The following is a 22197-nucleotide window of genomic DNA, read 5'->3' on the forward strand; positions in this document are numbered from 1 at the left end:
CGGGTCGTCGGTGGTCCGCCGGTGTGTGGTCGGGTTGTATTGTTGGTGGTTTTGTGCGGGTGACGGTGCGGGTTTACTGGCTGCTTCTGGCGGCCGGGTTTCGCCGTCAGGCGACGTATCGGCTGGCCGCGTTGAGCGGGCTGGTCACGAATGTGACGTTTGGGTTGTTGAAGGTGGCGGTGCTGCTCGGTGCGGTCCGGGCGGCGGGTGGCGAGGTCGGCGGGTATGACGTCGCGCAGATGAGTACGTATATCTGGCTGTCGCAGGCGATGCTCGGTTCGGTGAACTTCTGGGGTGCCAGTGAGTTCGCGGAGCGGATCAAGGACGGTCAGGTCGCGGTGGATTTCCTGCGGCCGTTGGATGTGCAGGCCGCGACGGTGACGGTGGAGGTCGGGCAGGGGTTGTTCGCGTTTCTTCCGCGGGGGGTGCCGCAGCTTGCGATCGGTGGGCTGGTGGTCGGGATGACGTGGCCGCGGTCGGTGGTGCTGGTGGTGTTGGGTGTGGTGAGTCTGCTGATGGCGGTGGTGATCTCGGCGGCGACGGTCTATCTGGTGGCGACGGCGGGGTTCTGGCTGGTGGAGACCCGTGGGGTGCAGCTGGTGTACATGGTGGCGTCGGGGTTTCTCGCCGGGTTGTTCGTGCCGATCAGCCTGTTTCCGCGATGGTTGGAGCTGGTGGCGCAGGCGACGCCGTGTCCGTCGATGCTGATGTATCCGGTGACGATCCTGGCTGATCGGGTGGATGTGGCTGGTGCGTGTGTGCTGCTGGCGGTGCAGGGTTTCTGGCTGGTGGTTGTCGGTGGGGCCGGTCAGGTGCTGACGCGGGCGGGGCGGCGGCGGTTGGAGATCCAGGGTGGTTGAGCCGCCTGCTGTCGAGCCGCTGGCGGCGGTGTCTGCCGTGGCGTCGGCCGCTGTGGCCGCGTCGGGGCCGGTGGTGGCGGAGCCGGTTGCGGGGTGGCGGGATCGGCTGCGTCCGTATCGGGCGGTGTTGGCGTCACGGGCCCGGTCGCAGCTGTCGTATCGGACGAACTTCGTCCTGGATCTGGTCAGTTCGTTGTTGTCGGCGGTGGTCGAGCTGGCCGAGGTGTGGGTGGTGTTCCATGCGGCGACGCGGCTGGGTGGGTTGGAGTTCCGGCAGATGCTGCTGGTGTTCGGTCTGGCTGATCTGGCGTTCTCGCTGGCGGATCTGGTGTTCGGGCATTGTGATCGGCTGCCGACGTATCTGCGGGCGGGCATGTTGGACGTGTTCTATCTGCGGCCGCAGCCGCTGCTGGCGCAGCTGATCACCAGTGAGGTGAGTCTGCGGCGGTTGGCGCGGGCGTCGGTGGGGCTGGTCGCGTTGGTGGTGGGGCTGGTGCTGTGTGACATCGACTGGCGGCCGGCGGCGGTGGTGTTGCTGGTGAGTTCGCTGCTCAGTGGGGTGGCGGTGTTCGCGGCGCTGTTCGTCGCGGCGGGGGGCCTGCAGTTCTTTCTGGTGGATGGTCGGGAGATGACGAACGCGTTCGTGTACGGGGGGCGGTATGCGGCGACGCAGCCGGCTTCGGTGTGGGGGCGGCCGTTGCGGCTGGTGTTCGGGTTTTTCGTCCCGATGGCGTTCACGGGGTATCTGCCGGCGCTGGTGTTGTTGGGGTTGCCGGGGCCGGTGTGGTTGCCGGGGTGGCTTGGCTGGTGTGCTCCGGTGGCGGCGGTCTGGGCGTGGTCGGTGGCGTTGGGGTGCTGGCGTCTGGGTGTTCGGCACTATCAGGGAGGTGGCGGTTGAGCGCGGAAGGTCTGCTGCCGCGGGCGCGGGGCTCGGCGGAGGTGCCGGCCGCCACCGGAGAGACCGTGGTGGAGACGGTCGGGTTGACGAGGCGGTTCACCGTTCGTGAGGGGGTGCGGCGCCGGCAGGTGAGCGCGGTCGAGGACCTCACGGTGCGGATCGGTGCGGGTGAGGCGGTCGGGTACATCGGTGCGAACGGTGCCGGGAAGTCGACGACGATCAAGATGTTGGCGGGGATCCTGGTGCCGACGGCGGGCACCGTGCGCACATGTGGGTTGCGTCCGGTGAAGGATCGGCGGCGGCTGGCCCGTCAGATCGGGGTGGTGTTCGGTCAGCGGTCGCAGCTGTGGTGGGACCTTCCGGTGTGGGAGTCGTTGCGGATTCTGGCGGCTATTCATGCGCTGCCGGCGGCGCGGCGGCGGGCGCGGACGGATGAGCTGGTGGAGCGGTTGGAGATGGCGGAGTTCTGGTCCGTCCCGGTGCGTCAGCTGTCGTTGGGGCAGCGGATGCGGGCGGAGATCGCCGCGGCGTTGCTGCACTCCCCCCGGCTGGTGATTCTGGATGAGCCGACGATCGGGCTGGATGTGCTGTCGAAGCAGCGGTTGCGGGAGTTCCTCGTCGAGGAGCGGGCGGCGTATGGGACGACGTTGCTGTTGACGACGCATGACATGGGTGATGTGGCGCGGCTGTGTGAGCGGGTGCTGGTGATCGACCATGGGCGGTTGGCGTTCGATGGTGCGTTGGCGGGTCTGGCGGGGGCGGCGGGGGCGGATCGGGTGCTGGTGGTTGACCTCGCGGAGCCGGCGGCGGATCTGGAGGTGGCGGGTGTGGTGGCGGCGCGGCATCTGGGAAGTGAGGGTCGTGGTCTGCGTCAGCGGTTGGCGTTCGACGCGGAGGCGACGACCGCGGCGCGGGTGCTGGCGGCGGTGTCGGCGCTGGTGGAGGTGGTGGATTTCCGGGTGGAGGAGCCGGATATCGAGGATGTGGTTCGTCGTCTCTATGCGGCGACGCGTCACCCGCCTGACGCCCCGGCGGCCAGACGTTCATAGCCGGAGGATCGTCTGCGCCGAGCTGTTGTCCGGGGTTTGGTGAACCGCTACGTGTGACCGTGCGTCTGTATCGCCATGGGAACCTGTCTGGTCGGTGTTTCGCGTCGGTTTGCCATGACCTGGCGGGCCGCTGTTTCCTGCTGCCGCGGCCCGCACGGACGGCACGGCCGGCGGCGTGGCCTGCGCGCGATGGTGTGGGTGCCAGTCGCGGTGCTGCTGGTCGGCGGTCTGGCCGTGGCGTGTGCGCCGGCGGGCGGCGATGTGACGGGCCGGCGTGGGCCGGAAGCCGCGGCATCAGGCGACCATGGGGCAGGCGAGGTGTCGGAGGTGTCGGAGGCGGGGTGGCGGTCGGAGTCGTTTCGGGACATGGTGGTGGAGGTCCCGGCCTCGTGGGAGCCCGCGCCGGCGCCGGGCAGCGACTGGTGCGCCGCGGTCGAGGGCCGGCGGGCTGCCTTTCCCGCCACGCCCTATGTCGACGGTGAAGGTCCTTACCGGGCCGTGATGACGATTGGCTGCCCGGGCGGTGGGGAGGGGCCGGACCTGCATGGCGGCGGTGTGCCTCGTGAGTACTGGTCGCCGCACGTCTGGTTCGCCGCCACGCCCACTGCGGGCGGGGTCGAGGAGGTGCCGGACGGGCGGGTCAGTGCGCATGGCTGGACCCGTCTCGTCCGCACGGTGGGCTCGGCGAAGGTGTTCGTCCTGACGGATGAGGCGCACCTCGACGACGCCGAGCGGATCATCGCCTCCGCGCGCCGGGTAGCGGTCGACGATCATGGCTGTGCTGTCAGTTCGCCGATCCAGGCCGGCGGGTTCGTCCGCCCAGGCGCGCCGTTCGATGTGGCCCGGCTCGACGCGGTGGACACGGTCGCGGTCTGCCATTACGACCTGAACAGCCCGGTGGGTAGCCCCGGGCTGTTGGCGTCCCGTGAGCTCGGCGGGGCCGAGGCCACCGCGCTGCTGGCGGCGATCAGGGCGGCGCCGGTCGGTGGTGGTCCGGACACGCCGGGGACCTGTGTGCAGGACATGTGGGGGAACACCGCGATCGTGCTTCGTCTGACGGTGGGCGGGTCAACCCACGAGGCCTACGTCTACTTCGACTGGTGTTTCGGTAACGGCATCGATGACGGAACCAGGCTGCGGGCGCTGACCACCGGCAACTGCGCTCCGCTGTGGTCGGGACGGATCACGCAGTCAGCCGGAAGTGCGGCGCCGTTCCAGGTCTGCCATCCCGACAGCCGCCGTCGGTGAGCTCGGATGGGGACCAGCCGACGACATCCGGCTATGAAGGCGGTAGAGCCGGTAGGGCTGATGTGGGAAGGTTGTTCGTCACTCGGGCCAGCGCAGGACGTGGGGTGCCTCTGGTAGTTCGTGGTCGATCAGTCCGTGGGCGTGCTCCCGAGGTGCGGCGGAGGCCTGGTAGAGCTGTTGGCCGGGCAGGTAGCGCGCCTCGTAGCGTTCGCGGACGGTGGCGGGCGAGCCGAACAGGGCGACGTCGCGCTGCAGTGCGCGGCGTAGCGACTCGGCGGGGCTGATCTGGAGGAACACGGTGAGGTCCCAGCAGCTGCGTAGCTGGTCGCGGAGGAGGAAGACGCCGTCGACGATGAGGACGGCGTCGCTCGGTGCTTCGCGGGCGGGGCTGTCGAGTGGGGAGTCGTGGAGATGGTCGAACGCGGCCGTGCGGTAGCGCCGGTCACCGGCGGGGCTCAGTGGGTCCAGGAGATGGCGTCGTAGGGCGGTGTAGTCGAACGCGTCGAGGAAGTAGCCCTGCGGGGACAGCGACCCGCGGCGGCGACGCGTGGTCTGAGGCTGGTGGAAGCCGTCGACGCTGGCGCGGATGACGGGTCGACCTCGGTCGGTCAGGATGCCCGCGAGTTCGTCCGCCAGCGTCGTCTTGCCGGCAGCGTCAGGGCCGTCGATCGCGACGCGCAGCACCCGGTCCGGGCATGTGCCCAGCAGCAGGTCGGCGAGCGAGCTCACGACGCGGTCGCGGGGGGAAGGTTCCGAAGCAGGATCGTTGATCATGTGACGTGACGGTAGCGAGGAATCGCCCGGTCATCGGCTGTGCGTCGGGCGGTTCGACGGCGGGCCCGCTCGGGTGGAGCTGGAGCGGCTCTTCTTCCTGCGCGGCTCTGCGCCGTGTCGGCTACGGTGAACGCATGTGCTGCTGCGCTGCTATGACCACCCGGACCGCCGTCTAGCGGCGGTACCAGGGCCGCGGTGACCGCGGTCCCGATGTCTGACCCGAGCCGGGCGGGCATCGCTGTGGCGTACCGCCCGATCGGTGTCCCCGCTGGCAGCCGTGTACGCGTTCAACGCTGCGCTGCCGGCTCGTCCTGCCTGATCAGGGGATTCATGTCAGCGCCACAGCGATCCGACGCAAAGGCACAGCGCCAGGAACCCTTCCCACGACCGTCCGCGACGGTACCCGCGGAGCGGCAGCTCGGCCTGTTCACGGAGCCCGATCCGCGCACTGTCACGATGATTCTGATGGTCGGTCTTCCCGGTTCCGGGAAGACCACCCGAGCCAGGCAGCTCGCCGCGGCGCACCGGGCGCTGCGGCTGACCCCGGATCACTGGATGATCCCGCTGTTCGGTGAACCGATGGCCGACGGCAAGCGTTTCGTGCTCGAGGGGCGGCTTGTCTCGATCGCCCTGCAGGCGCTGCGGCTGGGAACCAGCGTCGTACTCGACTACGGGCTGTGGGGCCGCGACGAACGCTCGGCGCTGCGCTGGCTGGCACGGTCGGCCGGGGCCGCCAGTGAAATGGTCTATCTTCCCGTGGACACTGACACCCAGCTCGCCCGGATCGCACACCGTCAGGCCACAGCACCGCACCAGACATTCCCGATGAGCGCCTCCGACGTGGACCGATGGCGTGAGCAGTTCCAGGTACCGGACGCCGCCGAGCTCGACGGCGGCGAGATTCCCGGCCCCCCGCCCGGCTGGCCGGACTGGGCGCAGTGGGCGGCCGAGCACTGGCCTACCTGCACCGACAGCTAGTAGCCGTCACCGACCAGGCACCGCGGCGAAGCCGGACGGTTCCTGCGTGGGGTCTGCCACCGTGTCACGGTCGACGCCGGCCCGGAGGTTTGTTCGACGTTGTCGATCGGGTAGTCGGGCTCATCGGCTCGACCCGGTGCTCGGTCTTCGGTGTCTGTGTAGCCGTCGGCGTCGACTCAGAGCCGACATCTACGCCCTCCTTGACAAATTTTTTGTCGGTAGGATTCTCGGTGCATGCTGGACGTGGCGGTGATCGAGGAGACGGGTGCGGCGGAGGCGTCGCTGGACCCGGTGCGGGCGCGGCTGCTGGCCGCGCTGGCGGTGCCGGGGTCGGCGACGACGCTGGCCGCGCAGACGGGGCTGACCAGGCAGAAGGTCAACTACCATCTGCGTGCGCTGGAGGCTCACGGGCTGGTCGAGCTGGTCGAGGAGCGCCGTAAGGGCAACTGCACCGAACGGGTCCTGCAGGCGACGGCCCGCTCGTATGTCATCTCACCCAGCGCCCTGGCCGACGTCGCTCCCGACCCGGACCGGTCCCGGGACCAGACGTCGGCGCGGTGGCTGATCGCGCTGGCGGCCCGGCTCATCCGGGAGGTCGGCGAGATGCTCGCCGGTGCCACGGCGGCACGCAAGCAGCTCGCGACGTTCGCGGTGGACAGCGAGATCCGGTTCGGCTCGGCGGCGGACCGGGCCGCGTTCGCGGCGGAGCTGTCCGACGCCGTCACCGCCCTGGTCAGCCGCTACCACGACGCCGCGGCGCCGGGCGGGCGGCCGCACCGGCTGGTGATCGCCCTGCATCCCAGCCTGAAACCCCCGGGTGTACCGCCGGCGCACGCACCGGACGACGCCGCCACGCCCTGACCGACAAACCGACAATCTGCGACGCAGCCGCGTCGCAGGCGCACCCCTCACCAGGAGAACTCTGATGCGCACCCTGATCGTGACCTCTTTCGTCTCCGTCGACGGCGTCATGGAGGCGCCCGGCGGGGAGTCCGGTTACCGCAACACCGGCTGGACCTTCAAGGACATCGACTTCGACCCCGCCGCCTACGAGATCAAGGGTCGTGAGCAGGAGGAGACCACCGCCCTGCTGCTGGGCCGCACCAGCTACGAGGCGTTCGCCCCGGTCTGGCCGACGATGGACGACTTCGCCGGCTACAACGCGATGCCCCGCTACGTCGTGTCGACCACCCTCACCGCCGACGACGAGCGGTGGCCGGCGACGATCCTGCGTTCGGTCGACGACGTCGCCGCGCTCAAGGAGACCGACGGCGGGCCGATCGCCGTGCACGGCAGTGCGACGCTCGGCGCGAGCCTCGCCGACGCCGGCCTGGTGGACCGCTACCACCTGCTGGTGTTCCCGGTGCTGCTCGGTGCCGGCCGGCGCCTGTTCTCCGCCGCGGACAAGGACAAGACCATGCTGAAGCTCGTCGAGTTCGCCGCCTACGGCAACGGTGTCCAGAAGCAGGTCTTCGACGTCGTACGCTGAGCCCGCCTGATCACCTGGAGGAGAACAGTCATGTCCGAGTCCGACGCCGTGGACGATCCGCGCCGGTCGTCCGCGGCGGGTGCCGGGCGCGAGTTCGCGATCGAGCGCGAGCTGGAGGTCGAGGCGAGCCCGCAGGACTACTGGGATGCGGTCACCAGCGGGAACGCGGGCTGGCTGTGGCCCACACCCCCACCGGAGCCCAGGGTCGGTGGCGCCGTGGCCGGCGGCGGGACGGTGCGCGCCTGGGAGCCGCCGCACCATCTGGTCCTGCGCCATGACGGGCCGGACGGCTGGTTCAACCAGCTCGAGCACATCGTCGAGGCCCGCGACGGCGGCACGACGTGGGTGCGGTACGTGCACAGCGGCGTGTTCGTCGACGACTGGGACAACCAGTACGACGGTGCCGCCGCGCACACCGACTTCTACCTGCACACCCTGGCCCAGTACGTCCGGGACTACACCGGTCGCCCGGCTGCCTGGGTGAACGTGGACGCGCCGGCGGTGTCGCTGGCGGGCGGGTTCGCGGTGCTGCGCCGCGCGGCGGGTCTCACCGATGTGCGCCCCGGCGACCGGGCGACCCTCAACCTGCCCGGCCTGGACCCGCTGGAGGTGACCGTCGACTATGTGGCGCCGCATTTCCTGGGCCTGCACACCGCCGACGCGATGTTCCGGGTGTTCGGCCGGGACGCGTTCGGCGCACCGGTGGCCGTCGTCGCCCATCTGTTCGCCGCGGACGCCGACCCGGGTGCGGTCGAAAGTGCGCTGCGTACCTGGCTCGGTGAGATCTTCGCCTGATCCGCCGAGGCGGGTCAGCTCCCGGCCGGAGCAGCCCGGTCGGGCGGGTCGGCGCACCGGCCGGTGATGACCGCGACGACCGTCGACCCGGGTGCGATCCGCCCGTCACCGGCCATCGCGAAGATCCCGTGCAGCATTTTCGCGACGTAGACCCAGTCCAGTACCACGCCATGGCGGTCGGCGAAGTCGGCGATGAACCCGTCGAGGGTGGCGCTGCGGCGGGCGTAGCCACCGCAGTGGAAGTCCTCGACGACGGTCCAGTTCGCCGACACCGCGCCGAAGGTCGCCTGCTGCAGGGCGGCGACGTCGCCGGGCAGGAACCCGCCGCGCAGCACCGCCACCCCCACCGCGCGCCGCCGGCGGCCCGCGGGTTCCGCGAGGCCGGCGGCGAGACCGGCGAGGGTCCCACCGGTGCCGGCCGGGACGAACACCACGTCCACGTCGGGGACCTGGGTGAGGAGCTCGGCGGCCAGCTCGGCGCAGCCGCGCACCGCCAGCGTGTTGCTGCCGCCTTCGGGAAGCAGGTAGAACCGGCCGAACCGGTCGTGCAGCTCGGCGTGCAACGCCGGGTCGTCGCGGGAGCGGTACCGGGTCCGGTCCAGGTAGCTCAGGCGCATCCCCCGCGCCGCGGCGGTGGCCAGCACCGGGTTGAGCGGGTGGTGTTCCTCCCCGCGGATCATCCCGATCGTCGCGAATCCCAGATGCCAGCCGGCGGCCGCGGTCGCGGCGATGTGGTTCGAGTACGCCCCGCCGAACGTCAGCAGGGTGTCATGGTCGGCGTCGGTGGCCGCGGTCAGGTTGTGGGTGAGCTTGCGCCACTTGTTCCCCGGGACGTCGGGGTGGATCAGGTCGTCCCGTTTCAGTAGCAGGCGCACATCGCGTGCGGTGAGGCGTTCGTCGGCCACCTCGACCACAGGTGAGGGCAGCCGCGGCACCAGCCCCGGCCCGGCCGGGCGGTGTCGTCCCATCTGCTCACCCACCGGACCAGCCTGCCACCGCTCACCGACCGCACCGGCGCCGCGTCCATGATCTGGGTGTATTCCGGCGACGGCATGGGTTTCGCGGCTGTCCTGCAGAGCCTGGGGGTGTCGGTGCTTGATGTCGTCGCGTCGATGCGCAGGCTGGTCCTGCCGCCGGTCGAGGTCGCCCCGTTCACCCGGCCGCAGGTGACCCGCCACCCCCGCCTCTGAGGCAGAACGCCTCGGGCGGGGGTGGCGGTGGAGGCGGCCACAGCCGGGGTTGCGGCCGGGCCGCCTCCGACGGCTACCGGCTCACCAGGTCGGCGCTCCCAGCGCTCCCAGCGTTCCTGGTGTTCGCGGTGAGGTGGCGGGTGAAGAACAGCTCCGCGCTGGCCACCTCGAAGCGGGGCAGGTCCATGTGCCGGCCGGTGTTGGCGTGCAGGGTCTTCTCCGTGGACGCGAAGGCGTCGAACAGGGCCAGGCCGGCCTCGCGGGGCACGAGCTCGTCGTCCCACTGCAGCAGGAACTGCACCGGGACGGTGATCCGGGCCGCATCGGCGGTGAGATGGCGCGCGCCGACGAGACCGAACACGGCGGCGGTGATCCGCGGTTCGGCGGCGACCAGCGGAATGCCGATCATGGTGCCCAGCGACACCCCCCAGTACCCGACGGGCCCGCCGGGTGCGACGCAGTCGAGGGTCTCGAGTGCGTCCAGGGTGGCCTGCCATTCGGGGACGGCCTGGCGGGCGCGGGGGGCGTTGTCCTCGGCGATCAGGTCCGCCACGGGCTCACCCGCGGCCATCCGCCGTTGCAGTTCCGCGATGAACTGTTCGTCCGCGGTGGTTCGCGGCCGGTCACCGTGGCCGGGTGCGTCGATCGCCGCCGCGACGAACCCGCAGCGGGTCACGTAGCGCTGCGCGCGGGCCAGGACCCCGGGGGCGTGGCTGTGCTGGCCGCCGCCGTGGCCGAGCAGCACCAGCGGGCGGGGGTGGCGGTGTCGGTTCCGGCGGGGGACCACAGCGCGCCGGTGATGCCGTCGAGGGTGAATCGACGTTCCCAGACTCCGGACATGGTCGTCTGGGAGGTGACGTGCAGGTGCATAGGTTCGTTGCCTTTCGGGATGCCTTTTTCTGGGCGCTCCCGACGGCCACCTGTGTCAGGCGGCGCGCCCCGCGGGACGGAAGAGGGAGAGCACCCAGCCGGATACAGCGGTAATGGGTCTCACCTCCTCAGGCCGCGGCGAACGGACACGGTGACGTTACCACCTCGGCTGCACCAAGCCGTCCGCACCGTGTGCGCCCGGGCACAACCTGCACGCAGCGGAGCCGACGCATATCCCTATTGTTTCCCTGGTGACGATCAGGGGCGTGCTCGGATGATGCGGGTGGTGCCGATTCTCGGTGCTCTTGTCGGTGTGGTGCTGACCGCCGGCTGCGGGGCGCTCGACATGGTGCCGGGGGATGAATGCACCGGCGATGATCGGCGTTTCGCGAAGAAGCTGGACGCGCTCACGGTGCTGGAGATCCGTCCCAGCGGCGCGAGCCTCATCGCGGGCGGCGCCAGCCATGGCTGTTCCGACAGCACGGCCTTCCCGTACGCGTCACGCTGGTACCACACCGGGATGTCGGCCGAGGAGATCGCGGACTTCTACCGTGACGCACTGCCCGCGGCCGGCTGGAAACTGCGCCACGCCGACCCCATCCACGCACAGCAGCGGGTGTTCTTCGGGGCGCGGCTGTGCTTCACCCGGCCGGTCGACGGGATCGAGACGTTTCTGTCGGTGGGCTTTCCCGGTGCTCTCGACGCCGGCCCCGAGGATGTGCTCGGGTCAGGCCCCGCCGATGTCGACCTGCATGTCATGGCCGACCCCGAGGACGGCTATGTGAACAACTGCTGACGTTTCCCGCGTGGCTGGGTGGAGGCGCGCAGATGGTCGCTGCTGGCCTAGTACGGTCCGTCATGGGTTGGACCCAGGATTTCTGCGCCGTTTCGCGGGGCGGGGCGGGGCGGAGTCGGCGGAGGGTGAGTCCGGGGCATGGCGTCGAAGGCAGTAGCTGAGCCGGTGCCGGACGAGCTGAGCCGGCGCCTGGGGGTGGCCGACGCGGTACTCGTCGGTCTGGGGGCGATGATCGGCGCGGGGATCTTCGCGGCGCTCGCGCCGGCCGCCCGGGCCGCCGGTTCCGGGCTGCTGATCGGCCTGGGGGCCGCGGCGGTCGTGGCGTACTGCAACGCCACGTCGTCGGCGCGGCTGGCGGCCCGCTACCCGGCGTCGGGGGGTACCTACGTCTACGGCCGGATGCGCCTCGGTGACTTCTGGGGGTATCTGGCGGGCTGGGCTTTCGTGGTCGGCAAGACCGCGTCGTGCGCGGCGATGGCGTTGACCGTCGGGGCGTATGTGTGGCCGGGTGGGGCCCATGCCGTCGCGGTCGCCGCGGTGGTGGCGCTGACCGCGCTGAACTACGCCGGGGTGCACCGCTCGGCGTTGGCGACCAGGGTGATCGTGGCCGTGGTGCTGGCGGTCCTCGCCGCGGTGGCGGTCGCCGCGCTGAGCGCCGAGGTGGCGGAGGTGGACCGGCTGCGGGTCGGCGCGGACACGAGCGTGCGCGGGGTGCTGCAGGCGGCGGGCCTGCTGTTCTTCGCCTTCGCCGGGTACGCGCGGATCGCCACCCTCGGGGAGGAGGTCCGCGACCCGGCCCGCACGATCCCCCGGTCGATCGGGATGGCACTGGGGATCACGCTGGTGGTGTACGCGGTTGTCGCGGTCGCCGTCGTGATGGTGCTGGGCCCGGGCGGACTGGCCGGGGCCACGGCGCCGCTGACGGACGCCGCGCGGGTCGCCGGGGCCGGCTGGCTGGTACCGGTGGTGCGGGTCGGGGCGGCACTCGCCGCGCTCGGGTCGTTGCTCGCGCTGATCCTCGGGGTGTCGCGCACGACGTTCGCGATGGCCCGTGACCGGCATCTGCCGCACCTGCTCGCGGCGGTCCATCCCCGGTTCGCGGTGCCGCACCACGCCGAGGTGGCCGTCGGCGTGGTCGTCGCGGTCCTGGCCGCGACGGTGGATCTGCGTGGGGCGATCGGTTTCTCCTCCTTCGGGGTGCTGGTGTACTACGCGATCGCGAACGCCAGCGCCTGGACGCTCAGCGCGGCGGAGGGCCGCCCGCCCCGGCTGGTTCCCGTCGTCGGGTTCGTCGGCTGCCTGCTGCTCGCGTTCGCGTTGCCGGTGTCGGCGGTGGCCGGCGGTGTTGTCGTGCTGGTCGCCGGTGCGGGCGTCTATGCCGCCCGCCGCGGGCGGGGTGCCCGGCGGCCGTAGGGTCCAGAGGAGGAACCGCGTCGCCGAGCGGTTTCCCACGCTCGGCCTGCGCCTGGGCGACCCACGGCCCCACGTCCGCGGCAAGCTCCGTGAGTACGTCACGCTCGGGCGCGTGGGCGCGTGGGCCGTGCTGCGCGGCGCGCCGCTGCTCGACGGCGACGAGCCGGGACAGGTCCTCATCACGGTCGAGCCCGCCTCCCGCGACGACGTCACCGCGGTCATGACGATCGCCTGCGCGCTCACCCCGCGCGAGGCGGAGGTCTGCGAGCAGGTCCTGGCTGGGCGTTCCACGGCGGACATCGCCCGTCAGCTCGTCCTCTCGGCCTACACCGTGCAGGACCACCTGAAGTCGATCTTCACCAAGGTCGGTGTCCGCAGCCGCGCGGAACTGGTAACCCGCCTGCGCGCCGGCGCCTGAGCCGGGGGCGCTCCCAACATCGCGGCCGCTCCGGTGGCTGGGGCTATCGGCGCAGGTGGTGGGCGATGGTGACGCGGTGGAAGGCTGGTCATCCCCGTTATCTCGCCGAAGCGGGCACCGTCCACGGCGCCGAGCTTCTCGCCGAACTGTCCGCCTTGACCTGGACTGGCAGTGCCAGCCCCACCGCCGCGGGCGTCGGCACCGAGACGGACGACATCGGCACCGGCCCGGTCCTTACAGACTCCGGTGGGTGTTCTCGTCGCGGGCTCCCACAGCGACCACGCTGCGATCAGGCCGGTTTGCGGGCTTCGATGAGGAACCGTGTGGTGTGCGCCTCGAAGGGCCCGTGGGTGTGGATGTGGTCGTGCAGCGCCGCGAGCTGCGGACGGTAGCGGTCGACGGTGAATCCCGGGACCATCCAGATCACTTTCCGTAGGAAGTAGATGACCGCGCCGACGTCGCGGAACTCGGTGTGCAGGGTCTCCATCCGCAGGTCGAGGACCTGCAGCCCGGCGGCTTCGGCGCCGGCGCGGGCCCGGTCGGGGTGGCGTCGGTGGCGCACCTCGGCGGGCTGCGGGCCGAGGAAGAACTCGACGAGCTCGAAGACACTCGCCGGGCCGACCTGCTGGGAGAAGTAGACCCCTCCCGGGGTGAGGACGCGGCTGACCTCGTCCCAGCGGGTGGTCACCGGGTGGCGGCTGACCACCAGGTCGAAGGTGTCGCCGGTGAAGGGCAGCGGTGTGTTGTCGGCCGCGGCGACGACCAGGACGCCGCGGGGTCGCAGCCGCGCGGCGGCCCGTGCGAGGTTCGGTGGCCAGGACTCGGTGGCCGCTGTCCGGGTCGCCAGGCGGGGCACGCCGCCGAGGACCTCCCCACCGCCGGTCTCAAGGTCCAGCGCGGTGGTGGCGCGTGCCATGCGCCGGCCCATCGTGTGCGCGTACCGCCAGGACGGGCGCTGCTCGCTGGCCCGCCCGTCCAGCCAGGAGAAGTCCCATCCGTCGACGGGCGCCGCCTCGGCCTCGGCGACCAGATCCTCGAATCGGCCCATCATCACCGGTCAGTGTCGCTCAAGGATGTCGGGCTCGCCCGGTGACGGCATGGGCGGGCTGGTCTGCTGCCACCGTGGTGACGGTGTGCGCGCCTTCGTGGAACCTTCCCTCGCGGCGCGGTCCTCGCGGAGGAAACGGGCGACAACGATGGCGTAAGCGGTGACAGCGAAGACGACGATTCCCACCACGGTGGCGACGGCCCCGGACCTGATGACCGTGCTGTCGAGCCAGCCGGCGCCCTTGTCGGTCGCGCTGGCGGCGATGACGACTCCGAGGGTGCCGCCGAGGCAGCATCCGGATCCGATGCCGGTGCGGCTACGGACCCGTTTGCCGCCGAACCCGGAGGCCACCCCGCAGGGGACACCCAGGAGAACGGCTGTGACCAGGACACCGGCACCGATGTGGTGTGTGCCGAGGCCGAGCAGAAAACCGGTGACCATACCGACGAAGCCCGTGACGAAGCGCTCCCCGGGCGGAGCGGGAGCAAGGGCGGCGCGGGCGGCGGTGGTGCCGTGGCTGGTGAGCCGGTACATCCGCTGCGGCTGGCGTGGTTGGTGGTCGGGATCGGGGTGGCCTGGTGCGGGTGGGGTGTCGTAGCTGCTGGACAGCCAGCCGGCGGCGTCGAGTCGGGCGAGGACTGTCGCGGTCGGGCGCCCGTGACGGCGGGTGAGTTCGTGTTCGCTGTAGCCACGGTGGGGGTCGCGCAGCAGGAACCGCAGCAGCATCTCGGTGGTCACGGCGAACGGAGGCTGCGATTGCGAGGGCGTCTGTTGGCGACTGCGCACCCGGTAACCGTACTGATCGTCCTGCCCGCCGCCCCCGGTGCCGGCCCCGGCGCCGGATCGGCTTTCCGCCCGGGCACCTGCGACAAAACCCACGCTCGCGGGCGGCCGTCATCGCGGCGGCGCCGTCGACCTGCGGTGGGCGTGGGCCAGTAACACCAGCACCATCACCGTCAGCATGGCGTTCGCGGCGTATTTGGCCGGGTAGGACACGTCGCCCAGCGGGTCGACGACGAACGACAGGCCGGCGTTGACGAGCAGCGCGCCGCCGGCGGCGGCGAGGGCGTGCCGGCGTCCCCACCCTCGCCGGCGGGCGAGGATCGCCAGCAGCGCGGTGCCGCCGAGGAGGATCAGCAGGTCGACGGTGACACCGGGCCAGGTCGGTGGGAGCAGCTGGTGGGCGGTGAGCGCGATCATGACGGCGCCGGCGAGCAGCCACGGTCGGTGGCGGCGCCCCGCCGTGGGGATGACCGGTGGCGTGCGGCGGGGTGCCGGCCGTGGTGCGGCGAAGGCGGCCGCGGTGAGCAGGACGACGGCCAGGGCGGTGGCGGCGAGCTGTGTCGGGGAGGCGCGGAAGGTACGGCTGGCGTCGTCGTGGATCAGTGCCGCCGCCGCCAGGTACAGCACGGTCAGGGTGAGGATGCCGGGCCGGTGTAGCCAGGGGCGGTCGGCGAGGCGGGGCACGTAGGACTCGACGACGACGATCGGTGCGGTGAAGCTCCAGATGATGTGGCCGGTGAGGAAGTTCAGCAGGTAGTAGACGCTCAGGCCGGTGCCGCCGAGGAGGGTGGGGGTGCGGTCGTCGTCCCAGGTCGGGTCGCCGGTGAGGTGGGGGTTGAACAGGCTCTGGTCGACGAGTCCGGCCTGGGTGAGGCCGAACGCGGCGGCGAGCAGGATCAGGGTGGGCCAGCCGCCGCCGACGCGGCGGGTGATCTCGCGGATCAGGACGGCGACGGTGCCGTAGAGCGGGACGAAGATGATCAGCCCGGCGAGCATGGTCAGGGGCCGGCTGATGCTGTCGGCGTAGCCGATGAGGTATTCGGCGCAGATCGGGGCGAGGACCGCAAGCCCCGTGGCGGCGATCAGGCGCGTCCGCCGCGTCCGGCCCTGTGAGGGTGCCGGTGCCGGCCTGGCGGACTCCTGGGCCTGGCGGGGTCGTTCAGGTGCGGTCATGTCGGCTGATCGCGCTGCCCGCCGCCGCGACGAGCAGCCCGACGACGATCATGATGATGGAGCTGTAGATCTCGTAGCCGGCGGGTGTGAGATGGCGCAGGAAGCCCATCAGAGGTGGCCACCAGCCGAACGCCTCGCGGAGCAGGCCGCACAGGCCGCCGATGGTGAGGACGTCGCCGAGGACCTGCCCGGCGGCGGCCACGGGCAGCAGCGCCGGATCGGGCTGTGGGTGCGGATGCGGGGACGGCTGGTCGGGCGGTGACTGGTCGGGGGCGCTCATGTGATCAACGGTAGGGAGCGCGGGTCGGCCGTCGCATCGGCCGGAGGACGGCGGGCCGGTGACGAAGGTGGGTGGTGGACCGCCGGGGTGTCATCCTTTGGTATCGCCTCTGGTGCGGGGCCTTTCGGGGCGGTTCGGGCCCGCGTAGATTGCCGGGGCATGCCCCGTGTGCAGCGCACCGGGCGGGACTGGGCCGCCGACCTGGGGTTCGTGCTGTTCGCCGCCTGTTTCGCCGCGCTCACCTCGCAGACCGTCACGGTGACGGACGATCCGGGGCCGGTGTGGCGGGTGGTGGACCAGGTCGCCGGCGGGCTGGGATGCGCGGCGCTGCTGGCGCGGCGGCGATGGCCGGTGCCGTTGGCGGTGGTGCTGGTGGCCGCGGGGACGGCGACGCCGTACCTGACAGGCCCGGTGCTGGTGGCGGTGTTCACCGTCGCCGCGACCCGGCGGCGGCGGGTCACCGTGGGGGTGGCGGCGTTGGTGTTCGCCCCGCTGCCGCTGTTCCTGTGGAGGCTGGCGGACCTGCCCGAAGCCCGGGCGGATCGTGCGGTGACCTATTTCGCGCTGGTCGCGGGGGCTGTGGGCTGGGGGTTGTTCCGGCGTTCGCGGGGGCAGCTGATCGCGTCGCTGCGGGCGCGGGCGGAGTTGGCGGAGGCGGACGCGGAGTTACGCGCGGACCGTGCCCGCCAGGAGGTCCGCGCCCAGATCGCCCGGGAGATGCACGATGTGCTGGGGCATCGGCTGTCGCTGTTGAGCGTGCATGCGGGGGCGTTGGAGTTCAACACGTCCGCGTCGGCGGCGCAGGTCGCGGCGGCGGCGGGGGTGATCCGGGAGAACGCGCATCTGGCGTTGCGGGATCTGCGCGAGGTGATCGGTGTCCTCAACGACGGTGGTCCCGGCGACGAGCTGTGGCCGTCGGTGGGCCTGGCGGATCTGGGGCGGCTGGTGGCGGAGACGCGGGCGGCGGGGGCCGTGGTGGAGCTGACCGGGTGGGCCGGCGGGCTGGTGGAGGGGGTGGCTCCGCCGGCGGCGGTCGGGCGGGCGGCGCTGCGGATCGTGCAGGAGGCGCTGACGAACGCCCGGCTGCACGCACCGGGTGCGGTGGTCGCGGTGCGGCTGTCCGGCGGGCCGGGCCGGGGGTTGACCGTGGACGTCCACAGCGGGCCGGTGCCCTCGTCCCCCGGGTCGTCCGCCGCGTCGGACCCGCCGATGGCGGTGTCACCGGTGCCGCGGCTGGCGTCGGGGTGGGCGGGTGGCGGTGCGACCGGTGGCGGGCGCGGTCTGGTCGGGCTGGCGGAACGGGCCCGGGTGGCCGGTGGTGTGCTGCGGGCGGGGCCGACCGTGGACGGGTTCGAGGTCCGGGCCTGGCTTCCGTGGGCCGGCGAACCCGCCGAGGACCGGGAGCCGGACCGGGAGGGAGCGGGGAGGCGGCGTGGATGATCGGTGTCCTGCTGGTGGATGACGACGCTCTGGTGCGGGCCGGGTTACGGCTGATGCTCGGCGGCGCCGGGGACATCGAGGTGGTCGCCGAGGCCGGGGACGGCGGGCAGGTCGCCGCGTTGGTCGCCGCGCACCGGCCCGCCGTGGTGTTGATGGACATCCGGATGCCGGGTGTCGACGGGGTGCGGGCGACCCGGATGGTGCGGGCGGTGCCCGGTGCGCCGGAGGTGCTGGTGCTGACCACGTTCCACACCGATGCCCATGTGCTGGGGGCGTTGCGGGCCGGCGCGGCCGGGTTCCTGCTCAAGGACACCGCCCCGGGTGACATCGTGGCGGCGATCCGCACGGTGGCCGCGGGTGATCCGGTGCTGTCCCCGGCGGTCACCCGCCGGCTCATCGACCAGGCCACCGCTGGTGGTGACGGTGGGCGTGACGATGTCGCCGCGCGGGCCCGGGCCCGGCTGGGGATGTTGGGGGATCGGGAGCGGGAGGTGGCGTTGGCGGTGGGTCGGGGCCTGTCGAACGCGCAGATCGCCCGGGAGCTGCACCTGGCGTTGCCGACGGTGAAGACGCATGTGTCGCGGATCCTGACCCGCCTCGACCTGAACAACCGGGTGCAGATCGCGCTGCTCGTCCACGACGCCGGCGTGCGGTGACGCCGGACGTCTGACGGCTTCCGGCGACGGCTACTGGCGGTTGATCTTGGCGGCGAGCTGCGTGACGAGCCCGGCTTCCAGATGGGCGTCGGGTGTCCGCCCGTCGGCGACGACGACGAGGGTGGCGAAGACCCGGCCGCCGCCGACGTGGATGACGTCCATGGTGGAGTCGGCCGTGAAGGTGACGCGGTGGGCGGAGAGTGCCCCGTCGGGGGTGGGCAGCTCACGCATCGGGTCGTCGCCGCCGTCGGACATCGTCTTGTTCTGGCAGCTCAGGTAGTCGGGATGGCGCAGGGCGGCGGTCAGGGCCTGGACCTGGTCGGCGGTGTAGATCCCGGCCAGGGAGCCGATCTCCAGGCTCTGCTTCTCGCCGCGTTCGGAGGTGGCCTCGGAGGTGAACGTGTCGCTGTGCGCCTCGTCGGCGGCTTTGGGGCTGAGGGTGTCGGGGGCGACGCCGAGGCAGGTGGCGAGGTCCTTGTCGAACAGGTTGAGGGGGCTGTCGTCGCCGTCCTCGTCCATGCCCTCGGTCGGCGCGGCGGTGAGTCCGGTGGTCTCCGGGCCTTCGGTGAGGACGTAGTCCTTGGCCGCGATCGGGCCGGTCCGGCGGGGGATGTCCCCGATGACCCCGCCGTTCCCGTCGTCGCCGCAGGCCGCCGCGGTGAGCAGGAACAGCACGCTGGCCGCGGCGGTGCGCAGGCGCAGGCGGGTCTCGGATGCGGCGGAGGCGGCGGAGCCGACCAGGGGCAACGGACTCTCCCAACAATCATGGGGGGCATACGGATGATTCACCCATTGTCGCCCCATGTATTCGGTTATGTGCGGCGCGAATCGGGTGGATGCACCCGAGCTCCCTGTCGCGTTCCCGACCCCGGACCCTGTCAACGAGAACGCGGTCCCGCTGTCACCACCCTCCCCACCTCGGACGTCCGGTGTCAGGGTGTCGAGAGGGGCCGCCGCCCACGACCCACGGTCGGAAGGTCAGACGACGCCGTGCTCGTAGGCGAAGACGACGATCTGGACGCGGTCACGCAGCGCCAGCTTGCGCAGGATCGCACCGACGTGGGTCTTGACGGTCGACTCACTGGCGAACACCAGCCTGGCGATCTCCGTGTTCGACAGGCCGCGGACCACCGCGAAGAACACCTCACGTTCCTTGCCGGTGAGCGACCCGAAGGCTGCCGGTGGCTGGGCGGGCGCACGGAACTCGTGGTCGAGCAGGCTGGTGAGATCCCGCGGGGCCAGGACGGCGTTGCCGGTGTGCACCGTGCGGATCGCGTCGCGCAGCTGGGCGGGGGTGGTGTCCTTGAGCAGGAACCCGCTCGCCCCATAGCGGATCGCGGTGGCCGCCCGGTCGTCGAGGTTGAACGTCGTCAGCATGATCAGCCGGACCGGTTTCGTGCGCCGGGCCACCCGCGCGGGTGCGAAGATCTGCCGGGTGGCCTCGACGCCGTCCATCTCGGGCATGCGGATGTCCATGAGCACGACGTCGGGGCGCAGGTCGTCGACCAGGCCGACGGCCTCGCGGCCGTCGGCCGCCGTGCCCAGGACCCGCATGCCGGGCTGCGCGTCGATGATCACCCGCACCCCCTCCCGGAAGAGCTCCTGGTCGTCGACGAGGAGAACACCGATCGGTGCGCTCGCCGCCGCCGTCGCCTCGTCGGGCCCGACCGGCCCGGTCATGCCGATCGCCCGGACACCGAGGACAGCGTCGGTGACGGTGAGCGCACCGGCAGGTTCGCCACCGCGGTGAATGTCGGCCCATCGGGATCCGCTGCCTGCCGGATGTCGAGGCTGCCACCGACGGACTCCAACCGCCGGCGCATACCCGCGATTCCCTGACCGCCGCCGAGACCCCCGAGGCCACCGTGGGTACTGGCGGCGTCCACGGTGTTCGTCACCTCGATGATGAGCGTGGCCTCGGCGCTGTCCGGCGCGGGCCACCGCCGCTCGACGCGCGTCGGCCGGTCACGCCGGCCGTGCTTCAGCGCGTTGGTCAGCATCTCCTGCAACGTCCGATAGGCGACCGCGTCGAGTTCGGGTGGCAGTGGACGGGCCTCGCCGACCTCGGCCGCCTCGACCGGCTGGCCGCTGGAACGGACGGTGTCGATGAGCGAGTCGAGCCCGCCGCGCCGCCCCCGGTCGGGTTCCCGCGCCGGTTCGAGCACCTCCCGCACGTCGTGCAGCGACGAACGGGCGGATGTCGCGATGGTCTGCATGGTCGTCTTGAGCCTGGCGGGGTCGTCCAGGAACTGCGCCGACTCCGCCTGGGCGAGGATGACGGTCAGCGAGTGCCCGACCACATCGTGGACGTCGCGGGCGAGCCGGTTCTGGGCGTCACGCAGTCGGGCGATCTCCTGGGCCTGGCGGGCGTCGTGCTCGGCGACCTGGCGGGCGGCCTGCGCCGCGCGCGCCCCGGACAGGAACCGCATCATCAGGCCGGTCAGGAACGGTACGGCGAGGAACGTGACACCGAACAGGAGCAGGCCCCAGACGGTGATCTGCCGGCTGTAGCCGGTCAGCAGGTCGTACAGCACATGCCCCCCGCGGCCCCCCGCCCGCACCCCGAGCGAGCGAACCCAGGCCACGCCCAGCACCGGGGCGACACCGACCGTGGCGGCGGCGGCCAGCACCGTGGCGACCCGCCCCCAGCGCGCGGCGGCGAACAGCACCACCACCAGGGCGGCCTCGGCCAGCAGGACGGGTGTGCCGGCGACGAGCTGGACGAGGCCCGCGACCCAGGCCGTGCCCAGCGCGGCCGCGGGCTCCCACCGGGCGGCGACGACGGCGCCGGCGACCAGCAGCAGGAAGACGACGTCCATGACCGGCGAGTCGGCAGGCCGCCACGTCCGGTCAAGCTCCGCCACGCCGACGATGAGGATCGCCGTCCCGGCCGCGGCGGCGGCGAACCCCTCCTCGGCTCTCATCCGACCCGCAGCCGGCCACGGCCGGCACCACGGCCGACGCGGTCGCCACGGTCGTCGTGCTGCCCCCCGGCCCCGACCGCGGCTACGGCTGTGGCTGTGGCTGTGGCGACCGCGTCGGCGATCAGCAGCTCCAGCAGCTCGGGGTAGGGCACACCGGCCGCCGCGAACATCCGCGGTACCTGCGAATGGCTGGTGAATCCTGGCATCGTGTTGACCTCGTTGAGCACCGGGCCGGCATCGGTGAGGAAGAAGTCGACCCGGGCGACACCGGCGCACCCGAGCGCGTCGTACACGGTGACCGCCGCCTCCCGCAGCACCCCCAGCTGCGCGTCGCTCAGCGGGGCGGGCACGAGGAACCGGGCGGAGCCGTCGTACTTGGCGGCGAGGTCGAAGAACCCGGCGTGCCCGGTGACGATCTCCAGCGGGGGAGCCACCGTCCGGGTGCCGTCGGGCCGGCCGAGAACGGCCAGGTCGATCTCACGGCCGTGGACCACCTCCTCGACAAGCACCCGGTCATCGAGCGTCAACGCGGCCTCGACGGCGGCGGTGAGCTGCGCGGTGTCATGGACCAGGGACACCCCGTAGCTCGAGCCGGCCGAGACCGGTTTGACCACCGCCGGCAGTGGGGCCATCACCGCGCCGGCGGCTGTCCGCGCCCGGTTCACCAGAATGCCAGGTGCGGTCCGGACACCGACGGCCTCGGCGACGAGCTTCGTCGCCCATTTGTCCATGGCCAGGGCGCCGGCCCGCACCGGGGAACCGACGTAGGGCACGCCGGCCAGTTCGCACAGTGCGGCCAGCGTGCCGTCCTCACCGCCCGGGCCGTGCAGCATCGGCACCGCGGCCACGCAGGACCGCAGCACCTCCACGGCACCGGCCAGCCCGACGAGGCGGCCCGCGTGGTCACGCCACTGGCCGTCGCGGTCGATGGTGAGGGCCGCCACGGCATGCCCGGCGGCGGTCAGGGCCTCGGTGACCGCCGCCGCGGAGGCGAGCGACACCTCATGCTCACAGCTGGTCCCCCCGCCGATGACAACGACCCGGCTGGCGACCCGGCCTCCGGCCGTGGTGCCGTCCTCCAGCGCCGTGTCCTTCTGCTCCCGCATGGCGTTCTC

General features: G+C 72.0%; 25 protein-coding genes. 14 read left to right on the top strand and 11 right to left on the bottom strand.

The annotated features are described in order from the left end of the window. Positions 1 to 53: 53 nt before the first annotated feature. The 4 genes from FREUN1FDRAFT_RS17585 to FREUN1FDRAFT_RS17600 all read left to right on the top strand — a co-directional run bounded on the left by FREUN1FDRAFT_RS17585 (position 54) and on the right by FREUN1FDRAFT_RS17600 (position 4055). Positions 54 to 860, top strand: a complete 807-nt coding sequence (locus tag FREUN1FDRAFT_RS17585; protein WP_006541468.1) for an ABC-2 family transporter protein — start codon at positions 54 to 56, stop codon at positions 858 to 860. 52 nt (positions 861 to 912) lie between these two features. Next, positions 913 to 1758, top strand: a complete 846-nt coding sequence (locus FREUN1FDRAFT_RS17590; protein ID WP_369809803.1) for an ABC transporter permease — start codon at positions 913 to 915, stop codon at positions 1756 to 1758. 41 nt (positions 1759 to 1799) lie between these two features. Beyond that, positions 1800 to 2807, top strand: coding sequence for an ATP-binding cassette domain-containing protein (locus FREUN1FDRAFT_RS47725; protein ID WP_083828728.1), 1008 nt, complete (start codon positions 1800 to 1802; stop codon positions 2805 to 2807). A gap of 189 nt (positions 2808 to 2996) precedes the next feature. Beyond that, the gene (locus FREUN1FDRAFT_RS17600; RefSeq protein WP_006541472.1) at positions 2997 to 4055 is read left to right on the top strand and encodes a hypothetical protein; all 1059 of its coding nucleotides are present in this window, start codon (positions 2997 to 2999) and stop codon (positions 4053 to 4055) included. Positions 4056 to 4133: 78 nt separating this feature from the next. Here the strand turns inward: FREUN1FDRAFT_RS17600 and FREUN1FDRAFT_RS17605 are convergent, their stop codons facing one another. Further along, the gene (locus tag FREUN1FDRAFT_RS17605; RefSeq protein ID WP_006541473.1) at positions 4134 to 4829 is read right to left on the bottom strand and encodes a uridine kinase; all 696 of its coding nucleotides are present in this window, start codon (positions 4827 to 4829) and stop codon (positions 4134 to 4136) included. Between the two features lie 456 nt (positions 4830 to 5285). Between FREUN1FDRAFT_RS17605 and FREUN1FDRAFT_RS17610 the strand changes: the two genes are divergently transcribed. The 4 genes from FREUN1FDRAFT_RS17610 (at position 5286) to FREUN1FDRAFT_RS17625 (ending at position 8091) form a co-directional block, all read left to right on the top strand. Beyond that, a complete protein-coding gene (locus FREUN1FDRAFT_RS17610) occupies positions 5286 to 5807 on the top strand; it encodes an ATP-binding protein (RefSeq protein ID WP_035952049.1) in 522 nt (173 codons plus the stop codon). 234 nt (positions 5808 to 6041) lie between these two features. Next, positions 6042 to 6668, top strand: a complete 627-nt coding sequence (locus FREUN1FDRAFT_RS17615; protein WP_006541475.1) for a helix-turn-helix domain-containing protein — start codon at positions 6042 to 6044, stop codon at positions 6666 to 6668. 64 nt (positions 6669 to 6732) lie between these two features. Beyond that, positions 6733 to 7296 (top strand): dihydrofolate reductase family protein, encoded by a 564-nt coding sequence (locus FREUN1FDRAFT_RS17620; protein ID WP_006541476.1) that lies wholly within the window; start codon positions 6733 to 6735, stop codon positions 7294 to 7296. Between the two features lie 30 nt (positions 7297 to 7326). After that, a complete protein-coding gene (locus FREUN1FDRAFT_RS17625) occupies positions 7327 to 8091 on the top strand; it encodes a hypothetical protein (protein ID WP_006541477.1) in 765 nt (254 codons plus the stop codon). A gap of 14 nt (positions 8092 to 8105) precedes the next feature. Here FREUN1FDRAFT_RS17625 and FREUN1FDRAFT_RS17630 read toward each other — a convergent pair whose 3' ends face one another. Next, a complete protein-coding gene (locus tag FREUN1FDRAFT_RS17630; RefSeq protein WP_035952052.1) occupies positions 8106 to 9059 on the bottom strand; it encodes a 1-aminocyclopropane-1-carboxylate deaminase/D-cysteine desulfhydrase in 954 nt (317 codons plus the stop codon). Between FREUN1FDRAFT_RS17630 and FREUN1FDRAFT_RS43950 the strand changes: the two genes are divergently transcribed. After that, positions 9048 to 9281, top strand: a complete 234-nt coding sequence (locus FREUN1FDRAFT_RS43950) for a hypothetical protein (protein ID WP_006541479.1) — start codon at positions 9048 to 9050, stop codon at positions 9279 to 9281. The two genes, FREUN1FDRAFT_RS17630 and FREUN1FDRAFT_RS43950, sit on opposite strands and share 12 nt — an antisense overlap. Positions 9282 to 9354: 73 nt before the next feature. Here the strand turns inward: FREUN1FDRAFT_RS43950 and FREUN1FDRAFT_RS46455 are convergent, their stop codons facing one another. Then, positions 9355 to 10068 (bottom strand): alpha/beta hydrolase, encoded by a 714-nt coding sequence (locus FREUN1FDRAFT_RS46455; RefSeq protein ID WP_232295244.1) that lies wholly within the window; start codon positions 10066 to 10068, stop codon positions 9355 to 9357. Between the two features lie 369 nt (positions 10069 to 10437). Here FREUN1FDRAFT_RS46455 and FREUN1FDRAFT_RS17640 point away from each other — a divergent pair, with 369 nt between their 5' ends. The 3 genes from FREUN1FDRAFT_RS17640 to FREUN1FDRAFT_RS17650 all read left to right on the top strand — a co-directional run bounded on the left by FREUN1FDRAFT_RS17640 (position 10438) and on the right by FREUN1FDRAFT_RS17650 (position 12778). Beyond that, positions 10438 to 10947 (top strand): hypothetical protein, encoded by a 510-nt coding sequence (locus tag FREUN1FDRAFT_RS17640; RefSeq protein WP_232295245.1) that lies wholly within the window; start codon positions 10438 to 10440, stop codon positions 10945 to 10947. A 138-nt stretch (positions 10948 to 11085) separates the two neighbouring features. Beyond that, entirely contained in the window at positions 11086 to 12360 is a 1275-nt protein-coding gene (locus tag FREUN1FDRAFT_RS17645) for an APC family permease (RefSeq protein ID WP_006541482.1), read from the top strand. Further along, entirely contained in the window at positions 12323 to 12778 is a 456-nt protein-coding gene (locus FREUN1FDRAFT_RS17650; protein ID WP_006541483.1) for a helix-turn-helix transcriptional regulator, read from the top strand. Before FREUN1FDRAFT_RS17645 ends, FREUN1FDRAFT_RS17650 begins: the two co-directional genes overlap by 38 nt. Positions 12779 to 13067: 289 nt before the next feature. Here the strand turns inward: FREUN1FDRAFT_RS17650 and FREUN1FDRAFT_RS17655 are convergent, their stop codons facing one another. From FREUN1FDRAFT_RS17655 to FREUN1FDRAFT_RS17670, 4 genes are all read right to left on the bottom strand, one after another. After that, the gene (locus FREUN1FDRAFT_RS17655) at positions 13068 to 13829 is read right to left on the bottom strand and encodes a methyltransferase domain-containing protein (RefSeq protein ID WP_006541485.1); all 762 of its coding nucleotides are present in this window, start codon (positions 13827 to 13829) and stop codon (positions 13068 to 13070) included. 6 nt (positions 13830 to 13835) lie between these two features. Further along, positions 13836 to 14564, bottom strand: coding sequence for a hypothetical protein (locus FREUN1FDRAFT_RS39905; protein WP_157474920.1), 729 nt, complete (start codon positions 14562 to 14564; stop codon positions 13836 to 13838). A gap of 156 nt (positions 14565 to 14720) precedes the next feature. Further along, a complete protein-coding gene (locus FREUN1FDRAFT_RS17665; RefSeq protein ID WP_006541487.1) occupies positions 14721 to 15782 on the bottom strand; it encodes a hypothetical protein in 1062 nt (353 codons plus the stop codon). After that, positions 15769 to 16062 (bottom strand): hypothetical protein, encoded by a 294-nt coding sequence (locus FREUN1FDRAFT_RS17670; protein WP_006541488.1) that lies wholly within the window; start codon positions 16060 to 16062, stop codon positions 15769 to 15771. Before FREUN1FDRAFT_RS17670 ends, FREUN1FDRAFT_RS17665 begins: the two co-directional genes overlap by 14 nt. A gap of 159 nt (positions 16063 to 16221) precedes the next feature. Between FREUN1FDRAFT_RS17670 and FREUN1FDRAFT_RS47730 the strand changes: the two genes are divergently transcribed. Further along, complete coding sequence (locus tag FREUN1FDRAFT_RS47730) at positions 16222 to 17502, top strand: sensor histidine kinase (protein WP_006541489.1); 1281 nt, start codon at positions 16222 to 16224, stop codon at positions 17500 to 17502. Further along, positions 17499 to 18158, top strand: a complete 660-nt coding sequence (locus FREUN1FDRAFT_RS17680) for a response regulator transcription factor (protein ID WP_006541490.1) — start codon at positions 17499 to 17501, stop codon at positions 18156 to 18158. The genes FREUN1FDRAFT_RS47730 and FREUN1FDRAFT_RS17680 overlap by 4 nt, the downstream gene beginning before the upstream one ends. A 30-nt stretch (positions 18159 to 18188) precedes the next feature. On the opposite strand, the gene FREUN1FDRAFT_RS17685 is transcribed toward FREUN1FDRAFT_RS17680, so the two are convergent. The 4 genes from FREUN1FDRAFT_RS17685 to FREUN1FDRAFT_RS17700 all read right to left on the bottom strand — a co-directional run bounded on the left by FREUN1FDRAFT_RS17685 (position 18189) and on the right by FREUN1FDRAFT_RS17700 (position 22188). After that, positions 18189 to 18905, bottom strand: coding sequence for a hypothetical protein (locus tag FREUN1FDRAFT_RS17685; RefSeq protein ID WP_006541491.1), 717 nt, complete (start codon positions 18903 to 18905; stop codon positions 18189 to 18191). Between the two features lie 231 nt (positions 18906 to 19136). Next, a complete protein-coding gene (locus tag FREUN1FDRAFT_RS17690) occupies positions 19137 to 19838 on the bottom strand; it encodes a response regulator transcription factor (protein ID WP_006541492.1) in 702 nt (233 codons plus the stop codon). Continuing rightward, the gene (locus FREUN1FDRAFT_RS47735) at positions 19835 to 21082 is read right to left on the bottom strand and encodes a sensor histidine kinase (RefSeq protein WP_006541493.1); all 1248 of its coding nucleotides are present in this window, start codon (positions 21080 to 21082) and stop codon (positions 19835 to 19837) included. The genes FREUN1FDRAFT_RS17690 and FREUN1FDRAFT_RS47735 overlap by 4 nt, the downstream gene beginning before the upstream one ends. Next, positions 21079 to 22188, bottom strand: a complete 1110-nt coding sequence (locus tag FREUN1FDRAFT_RS17700) for a D-alanine--D-alanine ligase family protein (protein WP_006541494.1) — start codon at positions 22186 to 22188, stop codon at positions 21079 to 21081. The genes FREUN1FDRAFT_RS47735 and FREUN1FDRAFT_RS17700 overlap by 4 nt, the downstream gene beginning before the upstream one ends. Positions 22189 to 22197 lie beyond the last annotated feature (9 nt).

This window comes from Parafrankia sp. EUN1f (genome assembly GCF_000177675.1).
Taxonomy (GTDB): domain Bacteria; phylum Actinomycetota; class Actinomycetes; order Frankiales; family Frankiaceae; genus Parafrankia.